Below are 24,309 nucleotides of genomic sequence, written 5' to 3'. Positions count from 1 at the left end.
CTATTTAAGGACGCCCTGCCGGGTTTCAAGAGGGGAGAAAACTTGAATCTTTAGATGAATTGTTCATTACATGTGCTTTTGTTAAAAACAAATTGGAATAAGCGTTGATTCAGAAGGATGCGCGGCATGAAAAGTTGAAAATCCGGGGCGGCTGTCCCTATATTTTCAATGTTGAGGCATGAGAGGTGAGGCATGTCCGACACATTGAGCGATGTTTTCGAGCGTGATCTGGCCCGTTTCTTCAAGGAGCGCCTGAGTGAGGTGACGGATGAGGGGGCCGAAGCCGTGCCCGAGGATATTCTCTGGTATCTGGGGGCGGTGCTGGCCCGGCTGGGCCATTCATCCCGGCTGTTCAGTCACGATCAGGACGGGATGCATCTGCGCCCGCTGGCCCTGCTCTACAAGGAAGCTTACGAAGCCCGCGAGCCGTCGCAGCGCTGCCTGATTCTGAGACAACTGGGCGAACAGGCACTCTTTGTGGGCGCCCTGTTTCCGGACCGGTACCGTCGCCGGGGCCTGAAGACGGATTACTTTATCAGCATGGGCAGCAGTGCCTATGACTATCTTTCCGAGCATGCCGAGCGCAACCAGTCACTGTTTGAAGCCATGGCGCGGCATTTTGCCGAGTACATGGGCTGGGTGGCCCGCGCGGCCCGGCGCAATGTGACCCGTAACGCGGAGGACATCATGTCCGTGTACTCCGAATGGCTGCGTACCGGAAGCGAGCAGGCCGCTGATCAGTTGCGGGCGGCGGGCATCACCCTGGGTGGCGGCCAGACCCGCCACTGAGGCCTGCCGTTTCGGCGCCGTGACGGCTGCCCGAATCAGAACCCCCCAAGCCCGGGCGTTTTGCGGGATGTGGCGCGGATTGTCATCACATTGTCCGGTTTTCCGGTCTATACTGGTAACAAGATTGATATTGCGCAAATTGTGCACGGCAGGCATGGGAGACATGCCGGGGGTTTGATAGATGACGCCATTCGTGCCGGTTCAGCCCGGTGAGGTTGCTGCCGGCTACTACAATACCCTGGCGGCCCGGGCGGGCAAGCCTCCGGTTCGCGCGGCGGTCCCGGTGACGCGTTATCTGGAACTGCTGGATCTCTGCAGCCGTGACGACGAGCGCTTTGCGCTCAAGGCGGGCCTGGCCGCCAACGCCAGCACCTTCCCGTTGCTCGGCCACCTGGCCATGAGCGCCAGTACGCTGGGTGAAGTCATCATGCTGGTGACCCGGTATGAAAACCTCAACCATGACCTGGGCTGGTCCACACTGGAGCGGGAGGGCAACGCGGTGAGCTATTGCTGGCACCCCAATCCCCGGTTTCTCGCATCCACGGCAGATCCGCTCTATGCCCGGCTGGTGCTCTGTGTCTTCAGTGGCATCATTCACTTCTCCCGACAGCTCTTTGAAAAGCCGGTGCCGGTGCTGCGCATGGAGATCGCCGGAGAGGCACCCGGCTGGTCCCTGGGGCTCTGGCAGGCCATCCAGTCCAGCCTGGGGGTGGGGCCGGTGTTCGGTGCGGCAGAGAACCGTCTCAGTCTGCCGGCGCGGGTGCTGGACTGGCCGGTGCTCACCCATGACCCGGTGACCTTGGCGGTACTGCGTCAGGAGGCGGAGGCGCAATGGCTTTCCCGGGATGAAGACCCGGCGCGGCAGCTGCTGGCGGCCCTGGGTGCTGTCCTGCTACGCCAGCTGGAGGAGGGTGCGTTGTCACTTGAATCCACCGCGCGCCATCTGAACATGAGTGCCCGCACGCTGCAGCGGCGGCTGAGTACCCTGCAGACCAGCTGGCAGCAGGAAGTCACCCGGCTGAGACAGCAACTGGCACTGAGCTATCTCCGGCTGCCGCGGCTGAGTATCGGCGAGATTGCCGGCCGTTTGGGCTACAGTGATCAGAGTGCGTTCAATCACGCCTTCCACGAATGGTTCCGGACCAGTCCGGGCCAGTGGCGGGAGCAGATGCAGGCCGAGTCCTGGCGCTGAACGGGGTTTCCTCAGCCGTCCAGGTGGAACTGCACGGGCAGCGTGATGGCGACCGGGAAATCAACAGTCTGCGGTGGTGCGGGAAGGGGGGTGGCCTTTTGGATGGCCAGAAGAGCTGCCCTGTCCAGAAGTGGCTTGCCGCTGGACTGTTCCACGACGATTTCCAGAATCTGTCCCGAGGCATCCAGGGTGAAGCGAACCGTCACGGTACCTTCCCAGCGACGGAGTCTGGCCTGACGCGGGTACTGCTGTGTCCGGGCAATGCGTGTCCGCAGCGCCTGGAGCCAGGATTCCGGGATGACGGGCCGGGCATCCGGGTGACCGGGGTTCTCCCGGGAGGTCTCCTCCCCGGCAGTCTCAGGAGCATCGGAGAGTCCCTGTGGGGCCTCGGGCTGCGTTTGATCTGTTGCCGTATTTCCCGTCGCCGGCTTGGGAACGGTATCTGCCTGGCGTACCCCGGGTGCGGACCGCTCCCGGAGCACCTCGGGTTCCGGCACAGAACGTTCTTGTTGGCGGGAGGGTGACCGGCTTTCGGCTGATACGACCGGAGTTGGATTGTCCTGTACCCGTTTCGTCAATGGGCGGCTCCGGTCCGGGCGGGAGGCAGGCTTGACATGATCTCCGGATGCTGCCGGCGAAGCTTGCGTGGCTGTGACCGGTGCCGGTTCGGGCGCTGCCGCTGGCGTAGCGGGGACTGCCGTTTCCCGGGGGGCACCTGCTCACCGGGACTGACAGCGTTTGCCTGAGAAGTTGTCTTTTGCACCCGGGGAGACAATGAGATAGTGACTGTCTGGCTGGCTCCCGATTCATTCACGGCAGGCAGCTGGATCGTGCTTGCCGGCGATTGCATCCACCCCAGAAACCCGATGGCATGGAGTGCCAGCGAGAACAGTACCGGTCCTCGCGGCAACCGTCGGGGAAGCTGAGCGCAGGCACGAGGCCCCCCGATCGTATCAGTGCACATGACGCAAGGGGGACAGGCTGTCTGACCGGTGCAGTACCACCGGCTGGCCGGTGGTGGGGTGACGGGTGCAGATGGCATTCCAGTTGTAAACCTGCTCCAGCAGGGGTTCCGTCAGCATCCGTTCCACCGGACCCTGGCTCACCAGTTTGCCCTCGCGGAGCCAGATAATGCGGTCTGCGTAACTGGCGGCGAGGTTGATGTCATGGACGACCACCAGAACAGCCATGCCAGCCTGTGTCAGCTGCCGGATGAGGCGAAACACGGCATGCTGGTTGGGCGGGTCAAGATGGGCGGTGCATTCGTCAAGAAACATCAGCCCCGGCTGATCGAAGGGATAGAGCTGGGCGAGCACCCGGGCCAATTGGGCGCGCTGGAGCTGGCCGCCGGAAAGCAGGGTCGCGGGCCGGTGTCGCAGTTCATCAAGATCCGTCTGTCCGAGTGCCCAGTCAATGGCCTCGCGATCGAGTGGGTGAGGATGCCAGGGGAGCCGACCGAGTGAGACGATCTCTTCCACACTGAATGCCAGCGGAAGATCTGCGTTCTGGGGCATGACGGCCCGGCGTCGGGCCAGTTGGGTGCCGGGCCATTCCCGGATTGGCCGGCCCAGGATTTCCACCTCGCCGTGCTGGACCGGCCACTCTCCGGAAAGCGCGCGGATCAAAGTGCTTTTTCCGGCGCCGTTGGGTCCGAGCACGGCCGTGAGCTGGCCGGCTTCCAGGGACAAGGACAGGTCGCTCAGGAGCAGGCGCCGGGATCTGTACAGGTTGAGATGACGGGCAATGAGAACGGGCATGTCAGTATTCTCCGGGTCGGCGATAGAGCAGATACACGAAAAAGGGTGCCCCCAGCGCAGACAGCACCAGTCCGACGGGCAATTCGGCAGGCGCGATCAGGGTTCGGGCCAGTGCATCGGCTGTCAGGGTCAGGAAGGCCCCGAGCAATGCGGACAGGGGCAGCACACGACGGTGACTGACTGAGCCGGTGAGGCGAACCAGATGGGGGGCGACCAGCCCCACAAAGGCCAGTGTGCCGGTCAGCGCCGTGCTGAGGGCAACACCCAGGGTCACCCAGACGATGACCTTGCGCCGGAGGGCCTTGGGTTCGAATCCCAGATGATGGGCGACAGAGGGTGACAGGCTCCAGGCATCCAGGGCCGGCGCCAGACGGAGCAGGGCCGCAAACATGACGATGACCGTTGCAGCCAGCAAGGCCAGTTCCGGCCAGCGGCCATAGGCGAGGCTGCCCATGCTCCAGAAAGTCAGGCTGCGCAGCTGATTGTCATCTGCCAGCCAGGTCAGTAATCCTGTGAGGGTTCCGCATACCGCATTCACGGCGATACCCGCCAGCAGCAAGGGTGCGGTTCTGTCGGTGGGATGCCGCCTGGCCAGCACAATGGCGAGCACGGTTGCGAAGAGGCTGCCGACAAATGCTGCAGGCATGATGCCCCAGTTGTGCCCTGTCAGTACGATAGCAGATACAGCCCCCAGCACCGCACCGGCCGAGACGCCCATCAACCCGGGATCGGCAAGTGGATTCCGGAACAGTCCCTGCAGTGCCGCACCCGCCAGCGCCAGCGCACTGCCTGCCAGAGCACCGAGCACGATGCGGGGCAAACGGATTTCCCAAAGCAGCCATCCTTCCGAGCCGGGCCGGAGTCCGCCTGCGGAGTACCATTGGCGCAACAGATCACCGAGCGCCTGCAGGGGCGAGAGCTCCAGTGCTCCCCATTGCACCTGTATCAGCATCCACAGGCACAGGCCACCAGACAGCCAGCCGTACCGGATCAGATCATTTCGCGTCTGCCACATGGGGAGCCATTGCCTGTGTGAGTGTGGTCACGGCGTCGGGCAGACCCGGGCCGAAACTCAGCAGTCGCGACGCCTCGGCCTGAATGACGCGTCCCTGTCGCACCGCTTCGAGCCCTCTCAGTTCCGGGAAGGAAGAGAGGTCGAGCGGGGCCCGTGCCCAGGCCACTACCAGCCAGTCTGGCTGAGCAGATAGCAGGGCCTCGGTACTGACAGGCTTGTAGCCTTCAAATGTGACGCCATTCTCCAGACCTGCCAGGGCCAGAAGAGAGGCCGCTTGTGTCCGGCGGCCACCTGCCAGCAACTGGCGTCCGTGAACATGAAGCAGGAGAATGCCCCGCTGTCCGGAAGGCGTGCGGGCAGCGGCTTCGAGCTTTCGGGCGACGTCCGCGGCGAGTTGGTCCGCTTCCTTTTGCCGGCCAAGCAGTTGTCCGAGTTGCACGATCATTGCCAGCGTATCGCTGGCGGTGACCGGAGACCGCACGCTGTGCCACGGCAGCCCTGCCTGTTCAATGATGCGGCGGGTGTGAGCCGGTCCTGCCTGATCGTCAGCAAGGATGCCTGTGGGCCTGACTGACAGGATACCTTCGGGGCTCAGTGCACGCAGGTAACCCACGCGAGGCAGGGCATGCACGGCATCGGGAGCGTGGCTGGTGGTATCCGTGGCCACCACCTTGTCCCCGGCACCCAGGGCAAAGACGGTTTCGGTGATGGCAGCGCCCAGAGTGATCCAACGCACCTCATCTGCCAGGACCTGGCGAGCCTGTCCCATGCAGAGCAGTAGCAGAGTGCCCAGAAAGATCAGACCGTTTCGCATTGTTCTGCGACCTCGCGCCATTCTCGCCGCTCCGGTTGTCCGGGTTTGCGGGCCCCAAAGAGCGTAAGCACCAGTTGCTGACGTGAGTTGTACAGTTCCAGCGATGTAATGATCCCATCGGTGGTCGGGCGCCTGACAATCCAGGCTTCTGACAGGGCGGGCGTGTTGACATGCAGATTGAAATCCGGATCCAGCACGTTATACCAGGGGCCGGCGCGCAACAGGCGTCCGACTGTGCCCGTGTAGATCTGGACCACTCCGGGATTGCCCACGAAAGCCATGATGGGGATGGCGCGCTGGGCACACTGCTGCAGCAAACGTTCCAGGGACGTCAGCGCGACCGGCCAGGCCCATTGGCGGCCGATGTGCTTCAGGGCCGTAATCCGGTCAAGTCCCAGTCGGGACAGCATGGCGTGAAACTGATGAACATCTTTCAGACCGGACCACGCCCGTCTCAGTTCATCCTGATCCACCCACTCCGGGGGCTTGGGCGACGGTGCTGCCGGCGGAGTGGCAAGCGGAACCGATGCCCGGGGGCGTGTCTGCATGGCACCGATGACCTGGCGCCAGGCATCCATGTCAGTCTCATCGGTTGTGAAAATCTTGTGCAGGGCATCGCCGGAGCGGCTGAAGAACTGGAGGCTTTCGCACTGCCGCGAGGCTTGCGGGTCGCGGACATGTACCGCCCAGGCCCAGTGCCGGAGAAAGTAGCGCATATCCTGGTGTCCGGTACAAAGGCCCGTCTGCGCGTCCCTGCTCAACGTGATGCGGGCAAATGCCCCGTGCGTTTCAATCACCACTTCATCATTCCGGGTCAGTGCCTTGACCTGACCCAGACGTGGCAGCAGCTCCATCCATTGGCGTACATCACCCTCCAGCAGGCGGACTGTCCACGAGGGGTGCACGCAGGTCAGTGCCAGCTCGTTCGTATCCAGCTCCCTTGCGGCGGAACGCAGGCGCATCCGGGGCTGGGCCTCCAGCAATTCACGGAGCCTCAGGCCCAGTGCGGACATGGCAGTTTCGGTCTGAACGGGTGCATTCATGGTGTATCCTCCGTGATGGGTGCAATTCTGACCTGATACATTGCGCTGGTTCCGGCATCGTTGTAGTAACTGATAATCTGCATGCGGAAGCGCCCTGTTGGTGTGTCCGGACCATCGGTGTCGATGCCGTAGACCCGGAAATTCGACCAGATTTTGTGCTGTCCGCCGAGGTTGTACGCATACCACGGAGCCGTTGAGAAGATGTTGGCGGCCTGATCCGGTGAATAGAGCCCGCTGAGCGGCTGTCCGGTTCCCGAGGTTGTGGCGCTGGTCCAGGTGTCTTCCGAGCCGGTGATTTCAAAGGCCCCCCCTTGTCCGCTGCCTGATATTCCACCGTTGGTATGCAGCGTCAGGGAACGAGATGCGTAACTGAATCTGAGATCCCATGTTTCATTGCAGTCGATGCGGTTGCCGGTTGCGAACTCCAGACAGGCATCGCCCCCTTCGGGATTCGCGGAAAGTGTGGTGGTTTGGCTGCTCACATCCAGCTGAGAGGTACCCGCCGGCTGGCGCCAGAGTTCGATGTCCACTTCCACCTGGTCACCGAAGCGGATGTCTGTCACGTGGATCCTGGCATATCTGTCGCCGGTTGCCCCCCGCACCAGCCAATACCTGTCCGGATTGGCCGTCACCGTATGTGTTGCAGGATTGTAGGTGTACCATTGGCGGATCACCACGTCCTCACTTTCAGAAAGCCAGGTGGTGGCAGTCCCGGGCACCGCATGATTGAAGATATCGGCGTAACTTTCGGCGGTCGCCTGTGTAAATGTGTCCGCCACCGGTTCACCATCGGCATCATAGAAGCCTTCCGGCGAGGCGATCAGGGCGGCAGTCACCTGGCCCGGGCCATTGGGGCCGCTGTTGAACCGGATGGCGGTGCGGCGGAAGGCAATATCCCAGCGGCTGTCCGTGGCTGCCTCCGTACTGCGGATGTCCAGGCCGGACATCGTGTCCAGATCGATGTAGGTCCAGTCTCCGGATCCGCCGAAACCGCCTGCAGTGGCATCAATCTGGTAATGATCGCCCAGTGACGAGGTGCTTACCGCGGTGAAGGCGCCTGCAGTGAGGACCGGGGAAGAGATGATTTCGCCGTCGGATGAATCCCCGCCGCCGCCACCGCCGCACCCGGAAAGGGCCAGAGTCAGCAGCAGACTGGCGCTGATGGTTGAATTTTCCCTGATTGACATGTGAGGCTCCTGATTCAGTGATTGTCGTTTGGGGTATGCCACGTGAGGGAGAGAAACAGCGTACGGCCCTCTTCAGGGCGGCTGTCATTCTCGGCTCCGTAGCGTTTTTGGGTGTCCGTCAGGTTTCGTGCTCCCCAGCGCAGGGTCCAGCCATGAGGGAGGTCATGCTCGAGATGAGCGTCCCAGGTGGTCCAGCCTCCCGCCCGCACCGTGGCATCCGCATCCTGCCATTGTGACGACTGCACCCGCCCGGAAATCAGCAGGCGAGCAAAGGGATGCAGGGGCAGGCTGGACAGGATGTTGAGTGTATGTCGCGGCCTCTGGGGCAGCGGGGTGCCAGTCTCCTGATTGCGGCTGTTGAGCCAGCTCCAGGCCACCTCGATATCGTAGCCCCCGGCCAGGCGCCAGCGTTGTGTGACATCCAGCCCCCAAACCTGCGCATGCTCGATATTCTGGTAGCGGAAGATGGACAACCCCGGCTGACTTTCGCCGGTGCTCAGTGATGTGGTAATCAGGTCCCTGAGCCGGTGCATGTAAGCCTGCACGCGCAGGTCCGTGGCGGGAGTTGTTCTTTGCCAGCCCGCCTGCAGTGCGAGGCTGGTTTCCGGATCCAGTTCCGGGTTGCCAAGCACCTGGTAGCCCAGCGCGCTGTGGTCGAAAGCATAGTGCCGTTCCTTGATTGAAGGCACACGGTATCCGGTGCCGAGGCTGACGCGCAGTGTATGCCGGGCCGGACCAGTGTCCCAGCTGTAGCGCAGCGCGGAAGAGCCCGAAGGGTGGAAACCGAATCCATCGTCATGCTGAATACGTATGCCGTTGACCCATTCCGCAGCGTCACTGATGAAGAAATCATCCTGACCATAGAGCGCATGCTGGTCGTGTGTGCGTTCCGGCACTTCGGTCAGTGTCGCCCCCCTTCGGATTTGGACTGTGACAGGGTTTCCCGATTGACAGCAAAACCGAGGACCCACTGATGGTCATCCCCGGCGAATCCGCGGCTCAGGGCATCCAGATTCCACATCCGGTGTTCCGCATGACGCTCGCGCTCAATACCGGGCGTTTCCAGCTGATCCTGTAACGTTGTCTCCCGGCTGTCCTCCCGGAGCAGACGTATTTCATGTTCCGCTACATCGCCGCCACGAAGGGTTGCCTGGGTACGTACCTGATCCAGCTTGTCCTGCTTTTGCCAGGGGCGGGTTGCCACGCCTGTACTGCCGGGGCTGGTGATCCCGTAGCGATAGCCTGAAACCTGCCGGTAAACGTCCGTATTCAGCCCCAGTTGCCAGCCGGATATCTCGCGGCTGAGCGAAATTCCGCCGCCGGTGCGCCGGCCCTGCTCACCCGTGGTGCTGAATGTCTGATCCCGGACTGCAAGGCCTTCGTCTTCCGTGTGGTGCGCATGGACGCGGGTCAGCACTTCACCTATCGGAATGCTGCCCTGAGCCGACACATGACGGCGGTCCGGGAAGCGGGTATCCGTGCTGTCCGGCCCGTAGCTGACCCCCTCCAGGCTGATTTCCGCGTCGGTGTCGCGGCCCTTTCGGGAAAAGAGCTGTATCACGCCACCCATCGCCTGAGAGCCATAGAGCGCCGAGCTGGCCCCCGGCACGACTTCGATGCGTTCGATGGTGTCCAGCGGAATACGGGAGACATCCACGGTGCCATCGCTCAGGGATGGGAGGGGCTGGCCGTCGAGCAGGATGAGAACATGTCTTCCCTCCAGGCCCTGCATCTGTACCCGGTACCCTGTCTTGCCATGCAGCTTGGTAATCTGAATGCCGGGCAGCCGACGCAACAGGTCATCAGCGCGATGTGTATTGAGGGCATCCAGGGTCGCGCGATCAATAGTGTAGGTGGCCAGGGGAGCATCACTGCTCATCCGTTCTGTCCTGGTCCCCGTCACGACAAGCGTATCCAGCAAATAGCTGGCCAAGGCGGCGTTTGACAGTGCGAGCAGTGACAGGCTTGTCACCAAAAAGCGTTGTTTCATCAGGAATTCTCCAATCTAATGCGAATGATAATGAATATCATATACGATATCAATAGATGACAAATGTCAGGTGCATCAACAGGCTTCGTATTGATGAAACGCATGATGTGCGGCACGCGATTGGGGTTTGCTTCAGGAGAGAATACGGACTTTCATATTTAGCTTTTCCGCTTGCGTTGGGTAAGCCTCAGCCCTACACTGGGCGATGTTTCCGGCCCTGAGTGATGAATGAAAAGCCGGAAGGAAAACCAAGAACAGATAACAGGGGAAAGTCGATGAAAAAATTCATGATTGCAGCCGTTGCCGGAACTTTTGTACTGACTGGCTGTGCGTCACTGTCACAGCAGGATCAGGCCAAGCTGGATCAGGCGGTTCAGAATGCCCAGTCTGCGCAGGATGGCGTCAGCCGTGCACAGTCCACTGCCGATGAGGCTCTGAACAAGGCCAACAGCGCCCAGTCCCGTGCCGATGAGGCCTACCGCAAGGCCGAGCAGGCGCTGGCTGCAGCGCTGGCTGCCCAGAAGGCCGCGGCTGAAGCCAACGAGCGTGCAGCTCGCATGTTCGAGAAGGCGACCAAGAAGTAATTCAGCCTGGCTGGATGTTCAACGGCTCCCTTGCGGAGCCGTTTTCGTTTCAGCGCAGTGCCTTGAGCATTCTGTCCAGAAGCGTCACCACTTCGTTGGACAGGGACATGAGCTGTTCTGCCTGTGCCAGTATCTCGTCATCATAGACGCCCGGTGGTGTGCGTGATGCCGCCTTGAACAATGCGATACCCGTGCTGTGTACCTTGGGATGCAGGGTGTTGTACAGGTAATCAAAGTCGGGCTGAGCCTTGAGCAAGGCCCCGCCGGGACCGTCCAGAAATTTGCCAAGCCGGCACTGATGGTGATCCTTCAGCTCCGCCTCGGTGAGGGAAGTCTCACCATGGATGGCAAAACGGTAGAGCTTGTCCACCCACACAATATGATCGGATTTGGCCAGAACAAGTGTCATCAGTCCGTCTGCGTCTTCACCCAGCACGCCCATGACCTGCAGTGCAGATTGCCGGATCGTATCCATGTGATCCATGATTGACCGGAATGTGCGTTGCAGCAGATCCATTTCGTCATTGACGCCCTGTATGTTTTCGGCCATGTCAGCAGAGACGGATGCCTGCTCAGTGGCTGCCGTGGCAATCTGGACAGTGGCGTTGAGCGATTCTTCCGAGGCTGAGCGGGCACGGGCGATGACGTCAGCGACACGGTCACGGAATTCAACACTTTCACCCAGGGTGGCAATGGCGCCTTTGACATTGCCGAAAATCTGCTCGGCACCCGAGACCACCTGAGTCACAATGGCATCAATTTCCGATGCGGCTTCGGCGCTGCGGGCGGCCAGATCACGCACTTCTCCGGCCACCACGGCAAAGCCACGGCCATGATCGCCTGCGCGGGCGGCTTCGATGGCCGCATTCAGCGCCAGCAGGTTGGTCTGGTCGGCGATTTCATTGACGGTGGCGGTCAGCCGGATGATGGATTTGGTTTGATTGACGAAGTCAGCCACTTCCTGGCCCACGCCCTCTACCACGCGCTCAATGCGGTGTAGCCGTTCGATCAGCTGGTTGAGCGCGTTCAGTCCTTCCGTGGCCAGTTCGGAGACTTCTTCCGCCCGTACGCGGGCCTGTTCCCCGAGCTCGGAAATTTCGCTTGCCGTGGAGGCCATTTCCTCCGTGGCGGTGGCAATCATGTGTGTGCGCTCGGATGTGTTGTCGAGTGCCCGGCCAAACTCAAGACCTTCCTTGCCGGACTTGACGACACCACGAATAGCGTCCACGGAGTTGTTGCCCACATCTACACGGGTCTGGTGTGTTCGGTGCAGTGCTTCGGCGATCTCCCTGGCCCATGCCGGCACGTCGTCCGGTTTGCGCTGGCCGCTCAGAATGTCTTGTAATATTGCCTTGACGTGGCGTTCAGTGAGGAACATGGAGGTCTCCGCTCAAGTGGGTCAAAATACTGCAAAGGTGCTCTTACTGAAAAATAGCCCAAGCATGCGATAAAGCAAGGTCATCGGAAAAGGTTGGCCACAGTCCGTTGATCCGGACGACCTCCTGCAGAAACAAAAGGCGGTGAACGGGTTCAGGGTGCTTCGGGCACCTGACCCACCTTCCACGGCAGACCATCCGGCTGACGCAGGGCGCGAGTCACGGCGGCATAATCCACTTCAGGTATCCGGCCCGTTTCTGCTTCCAGTTGTGCCATCCGCCGTGCGAAGCGCTGGCGCAGGGTGGTGAGCGTATCATCCGGCTCGGGGTGGACTTCCAGCCAGAGATTGCGACCGTCCAGCCCCACCTTCACCGGCTGCTTGATGATGTGCACCGGCGTGCCCTTGGGAACGTCCCACACAAGTTTTTCAATGTCTTCGTTGTAGAGGCGGATGCAGCCATGGCTGACCTGCATGCCAACGCCCACATAGCGATTGGTGCCGTGAATCATGTAGCCCTCGCCCCCGTCCAGAATCAGGGCAAAGCGGCCCAGCGGATTGTTCTCCCCGGGGGAATGGCGGCGGGCATGGGCGCGCCGTTTTCCCTGAAAAACTGGTCCCGAATGGACCTGGGGGATACCAGGTGGGATTTTCCAGACGCATGGTGACCCGCGTGGTCATCTCCGGTGTGGGGAACTCGGAAGTCCCCCGGCCGATGGGGTAGGTGATCACCCGTGCCGGCTTCCCCGGGGCGGTTTTCGGGAAGTAGTAGAGGCGGAATTCGGACAGATTGACGAGGATGCCATCCCGCGGACCATGGGGCAGCAGGAACTGACCGGGCAGGGTGATGACGGTGCCTTCGCCCGGCAGCCAGGGATCGACGCCCGGATTGGCCAGTATCAGGGCGTTGTAGCCCAGATCGTGGGTGTGGGCCAGATCGGCAAAGGTGTCTTCATAACGGGTAGTGTAGGTTGTGACTTCACCGATGAGGCCCTGACCCGGCTTCAGGTCAAAGGTTCGTCCCCAGGCCGGGTTCAGGCCGGAAATCAGCATCAGACAAAGGATGAATGAAAGGCGCATGACTCTCCTGACCTGGGATGCGGGAGGCTCAAGTTTACACATTTGGGGACAATCCGACTATACTGGCGCGCGAGTCCACAGAGCATCCGAGGGAGGCGTTCCATGAAAGCCGTTCAATATGCACAGTTTGGTCAGCCGGAGGTGCTGCAGTGGGTGGACGTGTCTGCGCCCCGCTGTGATGCCCACGAGGTGCGCCTGCGGGTTCACGCGGCAGGCGTCAACCCCATCGACTACAAGACACGGCAGGGCAAGGGATTCGTGGCCGAACGCCTGACCAAAAGGCTGCCCTGGATTCCCGGCTATGATGTGGCGGGGGAAGTGATCGAAGTGGGTGACAAGGTGCAGACCTGGCAGGTCGGAGACCGGGTCTGCGGTCTGGTGAACTTTCCGCTGCCCGGCGGCTGCTATGCGGAGGAAGTCTGTGTGCCGGCCGACGAGCTGGTGCGCATTCCCGAAGGCCTCTCGGACGAGGTGGCGGCGGCACTGCCGCTGGCCGGGCTGACGGCATGGCAGGGGCTCTTTGAAGTCGGGCACCTCATGAGTGGCCAGAATGTGCTGGTGCTCGCCGCAGCCGGCGGGGTAGGGCATCTGGCTGCCCAGCTGGCCCGGATCAAGGGCTGCAAGGTCTGGGGTACCGCATCGCCGGCCAACCATGACGCCTTGTCCGGACTGGGGATCACGCCGGTGGACTACCATGATCAGGAGGCCATGGAAGCGCTGCCGGAAATGGATTTTGTCTTTGACGGTGTGGGCGGCCAGGCCGGGGAGGCCGCACTGGAACGGCTGGCGGAAGGTGCCGAGCTGGTTACCCTGCCCACCCTCACGGCAGAGGCCATCGAAAAGGCTGCGCGGGCCCAGGGCAAGGTCGCCAGAGGTTACATGGTGCACCCCGACCGGGGGCAGCTCCAGTCACTGCTGGAACAGGTTCAGGATGGCCGGCTCAAGGTCTGGGTGCAGCAGGTCTTCCCGGCATCCGGGGTCATCGACGCACACCGGCTCATCGAAGGGGGGCACGTGCGGGGCAAGCTCGTGCTTGACTTTACCGCGGTGTGAACGGGCGCAGGATGCCCAGTACCGAAGGGATGTAGCTCGGGCCGAACAGGCGGGCATGGTTGAGCAGGTGGAACAGGTTGTAGAGATCGCAGCGGCGTTCAAAACCGGGCTCCAGTGGCCAGGTGGCGTTGTAGGCCGCATAGAAGGCGGGTGACAGGCTGCCGAACAGCCGGCTCATGGCCAGATCCGCCTCACGCCAGCCATGGTACTGGGCCGGATCCAGGTAGACCGGCCCGTTGTCAGCAAACATGACATTTCCCGACCAGAAATCTCCGTGCAGCAGCGAGGCCGGCTGTTCCGGAATCAGTTCCGGCAGCCGCTCGCAGAGGACATCCAGGGCATTCAGGGCCCCTGCGGACAGATCACCCCGCAGATGAAGTTCCCGGGCAAGCGGTTTCAGCCGCCGCTCGCTGAAGAAACGGTAGCCGTTGGCATCGGGCGTGTTGTCCAGCGGCGTGAGACCACAGTAAGTCCGGCTGTCGAGTCCGAATTCGGGCCGGATCTGCCGGTGCAGCCCGGCGAGCGCCTCACCCAGATCTGACCAGTCCTCCGCTTCCGGCGATTTCGGCTCCACCCACGCCATGAGCAGAAAATGCGTCTCCGCATGCACCACTTCCGGCACCACGAGGGTTCCGGTGGCCGCAGCCCGTGCGAGTGCGCGGGCCTCCGAGGCAAAGAAGTCTTCCGGTGGCGCGGGATGGGTCTTGCAGAACAGTTCGCGGCCATCCCGGAGGATCAGGTGGTAATTCTCATTGATGCAGCCACCCCCCACGGACTGACGGCCGGCAACAGCCGTTCCCAGATGGCTCCGTATCCAGCGCTCGGCCTCGGCCAGCGCTTCGCTCATGCACGGGCCTCTTGTTCTGTCATGCGGGATGCTTCCGGGCGGGCCAGTGCCTGCAGCATGTCCTCCATGAGACTGCGCACCTCCAGCGCCTCCTGCCAGAGCTGGCGGCTGCGCACCGCCTTGTCATGGCTGAGCTTGCGTTCGGTCAGTCGGGGCCGGTAGAGGCGGAACGTCATCCGCACTTCATCCAGCGGGCGGGGCAGGGCAGGCAGTGACAGCTGGCGGGACTCCTGCAACCGGTGGCGCATGCTGTCCGGCAGCCAACCCAGCGCCGCCAGTACCCGGTCATTCACGGTCACCACCCTTTCCCAGGCCTGACTGCCGTGGTGCACCCCGATCAGCACCGGCACCTGCGCGCGGATTGCCAGCTCCAGAAAACGCGGGCTGAGGAAAGGCTGGATGTGGCGGTTGTCTCCGAAGTTGCAGTTCTGCCCCTCCGGCATGATGACGCAATCTGTCGCTTCGCCGCTGCGCAGCAATTGCAGTGCCTCGTTGAAGTCGATGGCGTGATCCACCTGCGTCAGGTAGCTGAAGATCTGGCGTGCGACCGGGATCCGGTAGAACTGACGCCAGGTGATGCCAAAGGGCCGGCGGTCGGCCCCGCCATGCCGGCAGAACAGATCGCTCATGGCGACGAGTCCGGCCAGCGGGCCCAGCATGGGGCCATGGTTGAGGGCGACCACCAGCCGCGGATGGCGGCCGAGCAGTGTGGTCAGGTCCTCCGATTCCGGTGACAGGCTGACCCTGCCCAGCATGAGCGTGCGGGTCAGGGCCTGGAACACTTCATAATCGTACAGTGTGCGCATGTGACTCCCGGACAGATCCTGTTATTGGGTTGGCTTCATTCTAGACAAGAACGGCGCATCTGTCCTGTTGCCGGCAACGGTTGTACGGCGGGGGATGGGTAAATCTGATCATTCTGACGGAAGTGAGATCTGATCTAGCAGCCTGATGTGAACCAGGCCATGTTTCTGCATTCTGGTCTCTGTTACAACATGCAAATCATCAGTTTGTTCATGCGCGGCACCCTGCCTGCGGGTTAAAACCTGTGCTGTAAGGAATACAGCAGCTTGTCAGGGATCATGGATGTCCCGCTCTTTTTTCATGCAGCTGAAAACGGAACAACGGAGGGCCGGCCTGTGACCGGCAGCAGTGGGTCAGGCAAGAAGGCAGTCATTTACGCGACCGGGGAGCGCGGCGTCTATGTGGGGCGGCTGGAAAAGCGGTTCCGGCGTGCCAGCGTGCCCGCGACACTGCTGGTCTCCCTGGATGGCGACCTGGAAGTGCGCGATCCCCTGACCCGTGAACGCACCACCTCCCGCAGTGTCCTGATTCCTTCCGGAACCGAGCTGGAATATGACACCCACGGCAGCCAGGTGGTCATGTTCTTCCTTGACCCGCTGGGCACGGATCTGGCCCGTGTCCGGCACCTCATGCGCTCCGTCACGCCGCTGGGCAATCAGTACGTGATGCAGCACCTGGATGGACTGAGCGATGTCATTCAGTTTGCCAACACCCTCCGCAACCAGCGGCCACCGCTCGATACCGTCATCCGCATTGCCGAGGAGTGGCTGAGTGATCCCCGTCGCCAGGTTGACGCGCCGGACCCACGCGTGCTGCAGGCCGTGCAACTGCTCAAGACCCATTATGACCGCAACATTTCGGTGGAGTGGGTGGCGGCCCAGGTGGGGCTGTCCGTGCCAAGGCTCAGCCAGCTCTTCCGGCAGGTGACCGGTACCTCCATGCGGCGCTTCCGGCTCTGGCACCGCATTTTCGTCACCGCGGCCGAGCTGGCCCGCGGCACGCCGCTGACGGAAGCTGCCGTGCACGCCGGCTTCAGTGATTATGCCCAGTTTTCAAGAACCTACCGGACACTGGTGGGTGCCTGCCCTTCACATGCACGGGACAATACGGAGCTGCACCTGACCGGTTTTCTGGTCTGAGCGTGCACAAAAAATCCTTGGACAGCCCCCTGATCCTCTGACTATACTCGGATCAAGCTGGTGAAAAATTCATCAGTGAGACAAAAACAATACGTGTCCTCAGACGCGGGTTACAACCTTTCGCATCAACGGCCGGGCGCGGCGGGCCACAAGCCTGACTGCACAACTGCCGGGGTGTGAAGTCAGGAGGAAAGAAAAATGTTCACCCTGCTTGACCGGTATCGGGTCAATGCGCTGCACGTGCGTGATGATGCAGCCACCGGCCTGAAAGCCATCATTGCCATCCACAATACCCGTTTCGGACCTGCCCTTGGCGGATGCCGTTTCGTTCACTACCACTCCACCGATGCCGCTCTCGAAGACGCCGTGCGTCTGGCACGGGGCATGAGCTACAAGGCCGTCATGGCCGGGTTGCCTCAGGGCGGCGGCAAGTCTGTGATCCTCAAGCCCCGCGGGCCCCATGACCGCGAGGCGCTGTTCCGGGAGTTCGGGCGTTTTGTCGACTCGCTGGGCGGTGAATACATCACCGCCATTGATGCCGGCACCGGCGCCCGGGACATGGACTGGATCGGGGAGCACACTCCTCATGTCACCAGTACATCCCATGAGGTCAACCCGTCGGTGTTCACGGCGCGGGGCGTGTATGAAGGTATCCGCGCCGCCGTGCGCCACAAGCTGGATCGCGACGACCTCGAGGGTCTCAGGATTGCGGTTCAGGGGCTTGGCAATGTGGGCTGGCGTCTGTGCGAGCATCTGCATGCCGCCGGTGCCCGGCTGATCGTCTCCGACATCGAACCCGAGCGGGTACAGCGGGCCGTGCAGACACTGGGCGCGGAAGCGGTGGCGCCGGAAGACATCTATGCCGTGCCCTGTGTGGTGTTTGCGCCCTGTGGACTGGGCGGCATCATCAATCCGGAGACGCTGAAACATCTGCACTGCCGCATCGTTGCCGGATCAGCCAACAATCAGCTGCTGAGCGAAGCGGATGGCGTCACGCTGCACAAGCACGGCATCCTCTACGCGCCCGATTACGTGATCAATGCCGGGGGTCTGATCTACGCCAGTCTCAATCACCTCGGACACAGCCTGAGTGAAATCGAAACCAAGACCCTGCGCATCGGAGAGACCCTGCTGGATCTCTTCGAACAGGCCGATACGTGCAATCTGCCCCCCAGCGTGATGGCGGATCAGCTGGCCGAATCACGCCTCTATGGCGAACTGTCCAGGGCAGCCTGAGGAGGCCACCATGTTGCATCACAAGACCTATGATTTCTTTGTCAGTTACTACCGTTTCCTGAACGAACGGGGCGAGGCGGAACAACCGCTGCCCGAGTGGGCGCAGGACCGCAGCCGGGTGGTGGCAGCCTGCCGTACCATGGTGCGGGTGCGCCAGTTCGACCAGAAGGCCATTGCACTCCAGCGCACCGGCAAGCTGGGCACCTATGCCTCGGTGCTCGGACAGGAAGCCATCGGCACGGCCATTGGCCAGTGGATGCGGCCGGATGATGTGCTGGCGCCCTATTACCGGGATTTGCCGGCCCAGATCCAGCGCGGCGTCACCTTTACCGAGGCGCTGCTCTACTGGGGCGGTGACGAGCGCGGCAGCCAGTATGCCCACTGCCGGGAAGATCTGCCCAATTGTGTCCCCATTGCCACCCAGATGTGCCACGGTGCAGGCATTGCCACGGCCTTCAAGATCCGCGGGGAAAAGCGGGCGGCGGTTGCCACCTGCGGCGACGGGGCGACCTCCAAGGGCGATTTTCTCGAAGCGCTCAATCTTGCGGGCGTGTGGCAGCTCCCCCTGGTCATGGTCGTGAACAATAACCAATGGGCCATTTCCACGCCCCGCAAGGTGCAGTGCGGTGCGGCCACCATCGCCCAGAAGGCCATCGGTGCCGGTGTGCATGGTGTTCAGGTGGATGGCAATGACTACTTTGCCGTGGGGGAGGCGGTACGCCAGGCGCTGGAAAAGGCCCACCAGGGCAAGGGGCCGACACTGATCGAAGCCGTCTCCTACCGTCTCTGTGACCATACCACGGCTGACGATGCCAGCCGCTACCGGCCTGCGGAGGAACTCAAGGCGGCCTGGCAGCGTGAACCCATCCTGCGTCTGCGCAACTGGCTGGTCAACCGGGGCTGGTGGAATGAGACCGAGGAAAAGGCGCTCATGGCCGAAGCCAACCGGGAAATCGAGGCTGCCGTGAAGGCCTATCTGGACACCCCGCCCCAGCGGCCGGAATCCATGTTCGAATTTCTGTATGCGCAAATGCCTGACATGCTGCGGGACCAGCATGCAGAGGTTCAGTGCCGGGCCGAACTGAAGGAAGGAGGGGCGCATCATGGCTAAGATCACCCTGCTCGAAGCGGTCAATCTGGCGCTGCACCGGGCCATGCACGAGGATGAGCATGTGGTCGTGCTGGGCGAGGATGTGGGGGTCAACGGTGGTGTTTTCCGCGCCACGGCCGGGTTGCGGGACACATTCGGATTCAAGCGCGTGATGGACACCCCGCTGGCGGAAACGCTCATTGCCGGCATCAGTGTCGGCATGGCGACCCAGGGCCTGAAGCCGGTGGCGGAAATCCAGTTCATGGGATTCATCTATGCGGCGGTGGATCATCTGGTCAGCCATGCAGCACGCATGCGCAACCGGACCCGCGGCCGGCTCAGTTGCCCCATGGTGGTGCGGGCGCCCTTCGGTGGCGGCATTCATGCCCCCGAGCACCACAGCGAAAGCACGGAAGCCATGCTGGCGCACATACCGGGTCTGCGCGTGGTCATTCCCAGTTCACCCCAGCGCGCCTACGGCCTGTTGCTGGCAGCCATCCGCTGCCCGGACCCGGTGGTATTCCTGGAACCCAAGCGGATCTACCGGGCCGTGGAAGAAGAGGTCACCGACAACGGTCAGGCGCTGCCGCTGGACAGTTGCTTCACCCTCCGTCAGGGCGACGACCTGACACTGGTGACCTGGGGGGCATCCGTCATGGAAAGCCTGCAGGCCGCCGAAGCGCTGGCGAACGAAGGGGTGTCCGTGGAGGTGATTGACGTGGCCACACTCAACCCCATGGACTACGCCACCCTGGAAGCGTCCGTCGCGCGCACGGGGCGCTGCCTCATCGTGCATGAAGCACCGCGCCATGTGGGCGTGGGCGCGGATGTTGCCGCCCATCTTGCGGAAACCTGCCTGTTTGATCTGAAGGCGCCCATCGCCCGGGTCACGGGGTATGACACCATCATGCCGTATTTCCGGCTTGAGCAGCACTATCTGCCCGATGTGGATCGCATCCTGGATGCCGCCCGTGTACTGATGGACTACTGAGGAGGACCGACATGAAATTTTTCAAGCTGCCCGATCTGGGCGAGGGGCTGCATGAAGCCGAGATCGTGGAATGGCATGTGAAGCCGGGCGACCAGGTGAAGGAGGATGATCTGCTGGTTTCCGTGGAGACGGCCAAGGCCATCGTGGAAGTGCCCAGTCCCTGTACCGGGACCATTGCGGCCCTGTTCGGCGAGCCGGGGGACATCGTCCACGTGGGGGAGCCGCTGGTGGAGTTCGAGGGGGCTGCGGAGGATACCGGCACCGTGGTGGGTGAACTCAGAAAGGCGGCCGCCCCGGCAACCAGCGAAGGCTTCATCATCGGTGCCGCTCGGCGGCGGGCGGATACGGATGGCTCGCCCCGGGCCACGCCCGCCGTGCGTGCCCTGGCCCGGCGCCTCGGTGTCAACATCGAGCTGGTGCGGCCGTCACGCGGCATGCTGATTTCGGCGGAAGATGTCCAGAACGCTGCCCGCATGCAGGCGGAACTGGGGGATGTGGAACCGCTGCGCGGTGTCCGGCGCACCATGGCCAAGAACATGGCGCGCTCCCACGAGGAAGTGGTGCCGGTCAGTATCCACGACGATGCGGATATTCACGACTGGCCCAGGGGGACCGACTTTACCATGCGTCTGGTGCACGCCATTGGCATGGCCTGCCGCGAGGTGCCGGATCTCAATGCCTGGTTTGATGGCACCACCCTGTCACGCCGCGTGTTCAGCCAGGTGCATGTGGGCATTGCGGTGGACAGCGAGGACGGCCTCTTTGTGCCGGTATTGCGCAACGTGACCGAACGCAGTCTCAATGACCTGCGCAAGGGGCTGGATCTCATGAGGAAGGATATCGCCAAGCGCAAGATTCCCGCCTCGGAGATGCAGGGGGCAACCATCACGCTGTCCAATTTCGGCACCATCGGAGGGCGCTATGCCAGCCCCATTGTCGTGCCGCCGCAGGTGGCCATCGTGGGTGCCGGCGTGGTACGCGAGGAAGTGGTGGCCCATGAGGGCAAGCCCGCCATCCGGCGGATCATGCCCCTGTCCCTCACCTTTGACCACCGGGCCTGCACCGGGGGCGAGGCCGCGCGCTTCCTTCAGGCGCTGATCCGGGACTTGCAGCGCGCCACGCTCGACGAGTAACGCGCAAGGACTGCCGGGGCCGGTATGCCGTGCCGGCCCCTTTGCCTCGGCTCGGAATCACCGACGATCCGTCTCTCCCGGGCGCCCCACCGGCACCGCCACACTGCTGCGGATATGCAGATCCCGCTGCGGGAACGGAATCTCGATATTGCGGGCGCGGAGCTCGTCCTCGATGGCCCATAGGTAGCGCGCGCGGGTCCGGTTGACCGAGTACATGGCCTCCGGTTCCACCCAGACCACCAGCTCGAAGTCCAGACTGCTTTCGCCAAAGTTCACCAGCCAGACGTCAATGGGGCGGCGGTCGTGCTCAATGGTGCCCTTGACCTTTCGTGCGGCGGCAATGGCGGCTTCCTTCACCTGGTCCTTGTCGCTGCCGTAGGCCACGCCGAAGGGGATGTGCAGGCGGCAGACACTCTCGTCATAGCTCCAGTTGATCACCCGCCCATTGATGAATTCCGAATTGGGCACAATGATGTCGACCAGGTCGTTTGTCGTGATGCGCGTGTAGCGCATGCCGATTTCCTGAACCTTGCCCATGACCCCGGACTCCAGTTGCACGAAGTCACCAATTTTAAGGGAACGGTCCAGCAGCAGGATGATCCCGGAAATGAAGTTGCTGAAAATGTTCTGCAGGCCAAATCCGATACCCACACCAATGGCCCCGCCGAGCAGGGACAGGCTGGCCAGGCTGAAGCCCATGTAGTTGAGACCGATCAGGGAGCCGACAATCCACACCGCATAGCGGGCGAGCCGGGCCAGCGCATAGAAGCCGCTGGAGGCGCCGGCGTCTGACCGGCGGGCCACCCGGGTGAGACTGTTTTCCAGCAGCCGGGCGATATACCACACCACCGTCAGGATGATGATGAGGCCGATCAGGCGAAACAGGTTGACCGGTGTGTCACCGATGGTGAACCAATCCCGGCCGCCCCATTCAAGCAGCCAGAGCCCCAGGGCTTTCAGCGAGTCCAGCGCCTCGTTCATCAGAATTCCACCGCCACGCCGTTGTCCACCACGCGGATTTGCCTCGGCTTGAAGAACGCCAGGCCGCCACTGAACTGGCGCACGTCAAAGAGCACGATGACCGGCAGATCCTGCCCGAAGCTGCGGCGCAGGGTGTTCAGTGTTTCCTCCGAACCGGTAATGTGACCGGAAACCACATCCAGAGACTCCACCCGGGGCTTGACCAGTTGCAGTTGCTGGGTTTGTGCATCGAAGGCCACCTGGCCCTTCAGCCGCCCCGCCACCACCATGCTTTCGCCACCCGAGTTCACGTCCATGCGCACCTTTAGCGCAACCATCTGATCCTTGGCGGAAAAGCCGAGGTCGGGATCCTTAAGGGCCAGTTTCCAGCCGCCGAGGGTGACCGGATAGGGGAAGAAGGGTCGCATTGCGGCGAGCATTTCTTCACGGGTAATGGTCATGCCCAGTGCCGAGGCCTGAATGTGGGCCAGCAGCAGGGTCAGACCGAGCATGCGCTGAATCCATGTCATCTGAGGTTCTCCATCAAGGGTTTGAGTTTTTCCAGTGCCCGCTTGTAACGCATCTTCACGGCGCTGAGACCGCTTTGTGTGATGGTGGCAATGTCATTGAAATCCAGATCCGAGATCAGGCGCAAGGCCAGCACGCTGCGATCCTCCTCACCCAGATGAGCGATGAGGTGGTGGAAGGAAGGCTGGCCGTCGTCGGCCGCCTCAGCCGGTGCCGGCGCTTCGGGCTCCGGGTGGTCATCCATGTCATCATGGTCCTTGCGTCTGCGGATGAGGGTCATGCACTCATTGTAGGCGATACGGTACACCCATGTCCGGAAACTGGCGTCTCCGCGAAAGCGGGGCAGGTTGTGAAACACCCGCAGCAGCACTTCCTGAAAGGCATCTTCCGCATCGGCCTCGTTGCCACACAGATTGCGGCACAGGCTGAGCAGCGGTTTTTCGTGGCGACGCATGAGCTCCTCGTACGCCGTGGTGGCATACGGAAGCTGCTGGCGCGCCAGAATCACCAGCTGGGCATCGGAGAGCTTTTTCAGTGCGTGCCGGGCCTGCATCAGTCGGCGTCGGTATCATCATTCCGGGTGCTGAAGGCGCTCTTGAGCAGGACGGCATTGGGGATGCGGCGCATTTCGTTGCCCACCTGCACCAGTGTGTTGACGTTGCCCACGGCCAGCACCACGCCTTCCTCACCATCCACGATCAGAGTTTCGCCCGGCACCAGCTGCTCGCGCAGGTACACGCCACTGATGAGCTGCTCGGAGACACCGCGGGCACCCAGACCGAAGGAAATGGCAACGGCGAGTCCGATGCTGGCCAGCACGATGGCAAAGAAGAGATCAAACAGGCCGGTGGCGATATCCAGCTGATTGATGGCCACGGAGGCGGTGATCAGCAGGGTGATGCCATAGACGGTCTGGGCCACGGCGCGGGCGTAGTCCACTCCCATGTGCTTGAGGGTGCGGCCGACGCTGCGCTTGAGGTGATGGGCGATGAACATGCCGGCGACCACCACGGCAATGGCGCCGAACAGGCGTGGCAGATAGAGCACGAACTCGTCGACCACGGCGGAAATGCGCTCGAGTCCGAGGGTTTCGGCCGCGGAGAGGATGATCAGCAGGATCAGGAAGATACGGAACAGACCCGCCAGTGCCTGACTGGGCGGTATGTCCAGCCCGGCCGTTTTCAGCCAGCCGGTGAGGCCGATCTTGTCACAGAGACTGTCCATGCCGAGCTTGCGAAGGGCCAGGGCGACGCCCTGTCCGATCAGACGGGCCACATAGAGTCCGGCCAGCACGATGAACAGTGTGGCCAGTACGTTGGGCGCAAATTCGGCGATCTTGCCCCAGAAATTGCTCAGGGCGGTGCCAAAAGCCTGGGTCCAGGCATCCAGATTCATGCGTGACCTCCGGTCGTGTGTGGTCGGGGTTTACGGGGTTTCTCATCGGCTGCGGGACGGGTCCGGGTGGCCGTTATCAGGCGGGTACCCAGCCCGGCAAACAGCACCCAGATCAGCGCAGTCACAAAGCCCAGTCCTTCCCTGGCTGCAGTCTGCCGGCGGGCCGCTTCCAGCGCTCGCCGGATCCGATGTCGTCGCTTGACAGATTTGATCTCGGATCGGGCCAGCGCTTTAAGCTGGTGCTCCAGCGCGTCTTCTTCATTCATGGCGGTCTCCTCAAAAAAGGGGCGCAGCGCGCCCCGGATGT

At 62.2% G+C, this 24,309-nt stretch carries 27 protein-coding genes and 1 pseudogene; 10 read left to right on the top strand and 18 right to left on the bottom strand.

Features of this window, described 5'->3' with window-relative positions; all coding sequences use genetic code 11:
- Positions 1-192 precede the first annotated feature (192 nt).
- Positions 193-789 (top strand): hypothetical protein, encoded by a 597-nt coding sequence (locus AAIA72_RS10165; protein WP_369600204.1) that lies wholly within the window; start codon positions 193-195, stop codon positions 787-789.
- A 181-nt stretch (positions 790-970) separates the two neighbouring features.
- Positions 971-1,981: a helix-turn-helix domain-containing protein gene (locus AAIA72_RS10160; protein ID WP_369600203.1), complete on the top strand. Its 1,011-nt coding sequence runs from the start codon at positions 971-973 to the stop codon at positions 1,979-1,981.
- An 11-nt stretch (positions 1,982-1,992) separates the two neighbouring features.
- On the opposite strand, the gene AAIA72_RS10155 is transcribed toward AAIA72_RS10160, so the two are convergent.
- From AAIA72_RS10155 to AAIA72_RS10120, 8 genes are all read right to left on the bottom strand, one after another.
- Complete coding sequence (locus tag AAIA72_RS10155) at positions 1,993-2,478, bottom strand: energy transducer TonB (RefSeq protein ID WP_369600202.1); 486 nt, start codon at positions 2,476-2,478, stop codon at positions 1,993-1,995.
- Positions 2,479-2,934: 456 nt separating this feature from the next.
- Positions 2,935-3,738 (bottom strand): heme ABC transporter ATP-binding protein, encoded by an 804-nt coding sequence (locus tag AAIA72_RS10150; RefSeq protein ID WP_369600201.1) that lies wholly within the window; start codon positions 3,736-3,738, stop codon positions 2,935-2,937.
- 1 nt (position 3,739) lies between these two features.
- The gene (locus AAIA72_RS10145) at positions 3,740-4,753 is read right to left on the bottom strand and encodes a FecCD family ABC transporter permease (protein WP_369600200.1); all 1,014 of its coding nucleotides are present in this window, start codon (positions 4,751-4,753) and stop codon (positions 3,740-3,742) included.
- On the bottom strand, positions 4,734-5,567 hold the full coding sequence (locus AAIA72_RS10140; protein ID WP_369600199.1) for a hemin ABC transporter substrate-binding protein: 834 nt from the start codon (positions 5,565-5,567) through the stop codon (positions 4,734-4,736). Before AAIA72_RS10140 ends, AAIA72_RS10145 begins: the two co-directional genes overlap by 20 nt.
- Positions 5,552-6,610 (bottom strand): ChuX/HutX family heme-like substrate-binding protein, encoded by a 1,059-nt coding sequence (locus tag AAIA72_RS10135; protein ID WP_369600198.1) that lies wholly within the window; start codon positions 6,608-6,610, stop codon positions 5,552-5,554. The genes AAIA72_RS10140 and AAIA72_RS10135 overlap by 16 nt, the downstream gene beginning before the upstream one ends.
- Positions 6,607-7,797 (bottom strand): HmuY family protein, encoded by a 1,191-nt coding sequence (locus tag AAIA72_RS10130; protein ID WP_369600197.1) that lies wholly within the window; start codon positions 7,795-7,797, stop codon positions 6,607-6,609. Before AAIA72_RS10130 ends, AAIA72_RS10135 begins: the two co-directional genes overlap by 4 nt.
- Before the next feature lie 14 nt (positions 7,798-7,811).
- Positions 7,812-8,693, bottom strand: coding sequence for a TonB-dependent receptor plug domain-containing protein (locus AAIA72_RS10125; protein ID WP_369600196.1), 882 nt, complete (start codon positions 8,691-8,693; stop codon positions 7,812-7,814).
- A gap of 5 nt (positions 8,694-8,698) precedes the next feature.
- Positions 8,699-9,787, bottom strand: coding sequence for a TonB-dependent receptor plug domain-containing protein (locus tag AAIA72_RS10120; RefSeq protein WP_369600195.1), 1,089 nt, complete (start codon positions 9,785-9,787; stop codon positions 8,699-8,701).
- Between the two features lie 275 nt (positions 9,788-10,062).
- Here AAIA72_RS10120 and AAIA72_RS10115 point away from each other — a divergent pair, with 275 nt between their 5' ends.
- The gene (locus AAIA72_RS10115; RefSeq protein ID WP_369600194.1) at positions 10,063-10,371 is read left to right on the top strand and encodes an Lpp/OprI family alanine-zipper lipoprotein; all 309 of its coding nucleotides are present in this window, start codon (positions 10,063-10,065) and stop codon (positions 10,369-10,371) included.
- Between the two features lie 49 nt (positions 10,372-10,420).
- On the opposite strand, the gene AAIA72_RS10110 is transcribed toward AAIA72_RS10115, so the two are convergent.
- From AAIA72_RS10110 to AAIA72_RS10100, 3 genes and pseudogenes are all read right to left on the bottom strand, one after another.
- Positions 10,421-11,749 (bottom strand): methyl-accepting chemotaxis protein, encoded by a 1,329-nt coding sequence (locus tag AAIA72_RS10110; RefSeq protein WP_369600193.1) that lies wholly within the window; start codon positions 11,747-11,749, stop codon positions 10,421-10,423.
- Positions 11,750-11,901: 152 nt separating this feature from the next.
- Positions 11,902-12,384, bottom strand: coding sequence for a L,D-transpeptidase family protein (locus AAIA72_RS10105; protein ID WP_369602998.1), 483 nt, complete (start codon positions 12,382-12,384; stop codon positions 11,902-11,904).
- Positions 12,371-12,547, bottom strand: a pseudogene (locus AAIA72_RS10100) (L,D-transpeptidase); the annotation flags it as partial. The gene AAIA72_RS10105 and the pseudogene AAIA72_RS10100, both read right to left, overlap by 14 nt.
- A 15-nt stretch (positions 12,548-12,562) precedes the next feature.
- Here AAIA72_RS10100 and AAIA72_RS10095 point away from each other — a divergent pair.
- Both AAIA72_RS10095 and AAIA72_RS10090 read left to right on the top strand, forming a co-directional pair.
- A complete protein-coding gene (locus AAIA72_RS10095) occupies positions 12,563-12,817 on the top strand; it encodes a hypothetical protein (protein WP_369603027.1) in 255 nt (84 codons plus the stop codon).
- A gap of 111 nt (positions 12,818-12,928) precedes the next feature.
- Entirely contained in the window at positions 12,929-13,879 is a 951-nt protein-coding gene (locus AAIA72_RS10090) for an NADP-dependent oxidoreductase (RefSeq protein WP_369600192.1), read from the top strand.
- On the opposite strand, the gene AAIA72_RS10085 is transcribed toward AAIA72_RS10090, so the two are convergent.
- Together AAIA72_RS10085 and AAIA72_RS10080 are read right to left on the bottom strand one after the other, a co-directional pair.
- Complete coding sequence (locus AAIA72_RS10085) at positions 13,866-14,726, bottom strand: fructosamine kinase family protein (RefSeq protein ID WP_369600191.1); 861 nt, start codon at positions 14,724-14,726, stop codon at positions 13,866-13,868. The genes AAIA72_RS10090 and AAIA72_RS10085 overlap by 14 nt on opposite strands.
- Positions 14,723-15,532, bottom strand: coding sequence for a hypothetical protein (locus tag AAIA72_RS10080; RefSeq protein ID WP_369600190.1), 810 nt, complete (start codon positions 15,530-15,532; stop codon positions 14,723-14,725). Before AAIA72_RS10080 ends, AAIA72_RS10085 begins: the two co-directional genes overlap by 4 nt.
- Before the next feature lie 333 nt (positions 15,533-15,865).
- On the opposite strand from AAIA72_RS10080, the gene AAIA72_RS10075 reads away from it, so the two are divergent.
- The 5 genes from AAIA72_RS10075 to AAIA72_RS10055 all read left to right on the top strand — a co-directional run bounded on the left by AAIA72_RS10075 (position 15,866) and on the right by AAIA72_RS10055 (position 21,119).
- Positions 15,866-16,669, top strand: coding sequence for a helix-turn-helix domain-containing protein (locus AAIA72_RS10075; protein WP_369600189.1), 804 nt, complete (start codon positions 15,866-15,868; stop codon positions 16,667-16,669).
- Between the two features lie 198 nt (positions 16,670-16,867).
- Entirely contained in the window at positions 16,868-17,905 is a 1,038-nt protein-coding gene (locus AAIA72_RS10070) for a Leu/Phe/Val dehydrogenase (RefSeq protein ID WP_369600188.1), read from the top strand.
- 10 nt (positions 17,906-17,915) lie between these two features.
- Positions 17,916-19,016: a pyruvate dehydrogenase (acetyl-transferring) E1 component subunit alpha gene (gene pdhA, locus AAIA72_RS10065; RefSeq protein WP_369600187.1), complete on the top strand. Its 1,101-nt coding sequence runs from the start codon at positions 17,916-17,918 to the stop codon at positions 19,014-19,016.
- Positions 19,009-19,986 (top strand): alpha-ketoacid dehydrogenase subunit beta, encoded by a 978-nt coding sequence (locus tag AAIA72_RS10060; RefSeq protein WP_369600186.1) that lies wholly within the window; start codon positions 19,009-19,011, stop codon positions 19,984-19,986. Before pdhA ends, AAIA72_RS10060 begins: the two co-directional genes overlap by 8 nt.
- An 11-nt stretch (positions 19,987-19,997) precedes the next feature.
- The gene (locus tag AAIA72_RS10055; protein ID WP_369600185.1) at positions 19,998-21,119 is read left to right on the top strand and encodes a dihydrolipoamide acetyltransferase family protein; all 1,122 of its coding nucleotides are present in this window, start codon (positions 19,998-20,000) and stop codon (positions 21,117-21,119) included.
- A gap of 57 nt (positions 21,120-21,176) precedes the next feature.
- Here AAIA72_RS10055 and AAIA72_RS10050 read toward each other — a convergent pair whose 3' ends face one another.
- From AAIA72_RS10050 to AAIA72_RS10030, 5 genes are read right to left on the bottom strand one after another with little or no spacing between them, the layout of a single operon-like run.
- The gene (locus tag AAIA72_RS10050) at positions 21,177-22,100 is read right to left on the bottom strand and encodes a mechanosensitive ion channel family protein (protein WP_369600184.1); all 924 of its coding nucleotides are present in this window, start codon (positions 22,098-22,100) and stop codon (positions 21,177-21,179) included.
- Positions 22,100-22,609 carry a hypothetical protein gene (locus AAIA72_RS10045; RefSeq protein ID WP_369600183.1) on the bottom strand — a complete coding sequence of 170 codons (510 nt, stop codon included), beginning with the start codon at positions 22,607-22,609 and terminating at the stop codon, positions 22,100-22,102. Before AAIA72_RS10045 ends, AAIA72_RS10050 begins: the two co-directional genes overlap by 1 nt.
- Positions 22,606-23,160, bottom strand: a complete 555-nt coding sequence (locus AAIA72_RS10040) for a sigma-70 family RNA polymerase sigma factor (RefSeq protein WP_369600182.1) — start codon at positions 23,158-23,160, stop codon at positions 22,606-22,608. The genes AAIA72_RS10045 and AAIA72_RS10040 overlap by 4 nt, the downstream gene beginning before the upstream one ends.
- Positions 23,160-24,002 carry a hypothetical protein gene (locus AAIA72_RS10035; RefSeq protein WP_369600181.1) on the bottom strand — a complete coding sequence of 281 codons (843 nt, stop codon included), beginning with the start codon at positions 24,000-24,002 and terminating at the stop codon, positions 23,160-23,162. The genes AAIA72_RS10040 and AAIA72_RS10035 overlap by 1 nt, the downstream gene beginning before the upstream one ends.
- Entirely contained in the window at positions 23,999-24,268 is a 270-nt protein-coding gene (locus AAIA72_RS10030) for a hypothetical protein (protein WP_369600180.1), read from the bottom strand. The genes AAIA72_RS10035 and AAIA72_RS10030 overlap by 4 nt, the downstream gene beginning before the upstream one ends.
- Positions 24,269-24,309: the final 41 nt, after the last annotated feature.

The sequence above is a fragment of the Thermohahella caldifontis genome (assembly GCF_041153465.1).
Classification (GTDB): domain Bacteria; phylum Pseudomonadota; class Gammaproteobacteria; order Pseudomonadales; family Oleiphilaceae; genus Thermohahella; species Thermohahella caldifontis.
This window is presented reverse-complemented; position numbering and strand designations above follow the sequence as displayed.

Excerpts from the sequence above, each read along its gene's own strand:
- AAIA72_RS10165 (WP_369600204.1), top strand. The coding sequence starts at position 193 with ATGTCCGACACATTGAGCGATGTTTTCGAGCGTGATCTGGCCCGTTTC.
- AAIA72_RS10160 (WP_369600203.1), top strand. The coding sequence starts at position 971 with ATGACGCCATTCGTGCCGGTTCAGCCCGGTGAGGTTGCTGCCGGCTAC.
- AAIA72_RS10150 (WP_369600201.1), bottom strand. The coding sequence starts at position 3,738 with ATGCCCGTTCTCATTGCCCGTCATCTCAACCTGTACAGATCCCGGCGC.
- AAIA72_RS10145 (WP_369600200.1), bottom strand. The coding sequence starts at position 4,753 with ATGTGGCAGACGCGAAATGATCTGATCCGGTACGGCTGGCTGTCTGGT.
- AAIA72_RS10140 (WP_369600199.1), bottom strand. The coding sequence starts at position 5,567 with ATGCGAAACGGTCTGATCTTTCTGGGCACTCTGCTACTGCTCTGCATG.
- AAIA72_RS10135 (WP_369600198.1), bottom strand. The coding sequence starts at position 6,610 with ATGAATGCACCCGTTCAGACCGAAACTGCCATGTCCGCACTGGGCCTG.
- AAIA72_RS10130 (WP_369600197.1), bottom strand. The coding sequence starts at position 7,797 with ATGTCAATCAGGGAAAATTCAACCATCAGCGCCAGTCTGCTGCTGACT.
- AAIA72_RS10120 (WP_369600195.1), bottom strand. The coding sequence starts at position 9,787 with ATGAAACAACGCTTTTTGGTGACAAGCCTGTCACTGCTCGCACTGTCA.
- AAIA72_RS10115 (WP_369600194.1), top strand. The coding sequence starts at position 10,063 with ATGAAAAAATTCATGATTGCAGCCGTTGCCGGAACTTTTGTACTGACT.
- AAIA72_RS10110 (WP_369600193.1), bottom strand. The coding sequence starts at position 11,749 with ATGTTCCTCACTGAACGCCACGTCAAGGCAATATTACAAGACATTCTG.
- AAIA72_RS10095 (WP_369603027.1), top strand. The coding sequence starts at position 12,563 with ATGGGGCAGCAGGAACTGACCGGGCAGGGTGATGACGGTGCCTTCGCC.
- AAIA72_RS10090 (WP_369600192.1), top strand. The coding sequence starts at position 12,929 with ATGAAAGCCGTTCAATATGCACAGTTTGGTCAGCCGGAGGTGCTGCAG.
- AAIA72_RS10085 (WP_369600191.1), bottom strand. The coding sequence starts at position 14,726 with ATGAGCGAAGCGCTGGCCGAGGCCGAGCGCTGGATACGGAGCCATCTG.
- AAIA72_RS10080 (WP_369600190.1), bottom strand. The coding sequence starts at position 15,532 with ATGCGCACACTGTACGATTATGAAGTGTTCCAGGCCCTGACCCGCACG.
- AAIA72_RS10070 (WP_369600188.1), top strand. The coding sequence starts at position 16,868 with ATGTTCACCCTGCTTGACCGGTATCGGGTCAATGCGCTGCACGTGCGT.
- pdhA (WP_369600187.1), top strand. The coding sequence starts at position 17,916 with ATGTTGCATCACAAGACCTATGATTTCTTTGTCAGTTACTACCGTTTC.
- AAIA72_RS10060 (WP_369600186.1), top strand. The coding sequence starts at position 19,009 with ATGGCTAAGATCACCCTGCTCGAAGCGGTCAATCTGGCGCTGCACCGG.
- AAIA72_RS10055 (WP_369600185.1), top strand. The coding sequence starts at position 19,998 with ATGAAATTTTTCAAGCTGCCCGATCTGGGCGAGGGGCTGCATGAAGCC.
- AAIA72_RS10050 (WP_369600184.1), bottom strand. The coding sequence starts at position 22,100 with ATGAACGAGGCGCTGGACTCGCTGAAAGCCCTGGGGCTCTGGCTGCTT.
- AAIA72_RS10045 (WP_369600183.1), bottom strand. The coding sequence starts at position 22,609 with ATGACATGGATTCAGCGCATGCTCGGTCTGACCCTGCTGCTGGCCCAC.
- AAIA72_RS10040 (WP_369600182.1), bottom strand. The coding sequence starts at position 23,160 with ATGCAGGCCCGGCACGCACTGAAAAAGCTCTCCGATGCCCAGCTGGTG.
- AAIA72_RS10035 (WP_369600181.1), bottom strand. The coding sequence starts at position 24,002 with ATGAATCTGGATGCCTGGACCCAGGCTTTTGGCACCGCCCTGAGCAAT.
- AAIA72_RS10030 (WP_369600180.1), bottom strand. The coding sequence starts at position 24,268 with ATGAATGAAGAAGACGCGCTGGAGCACCAGCTTAAAGCGCTGGCCCGA.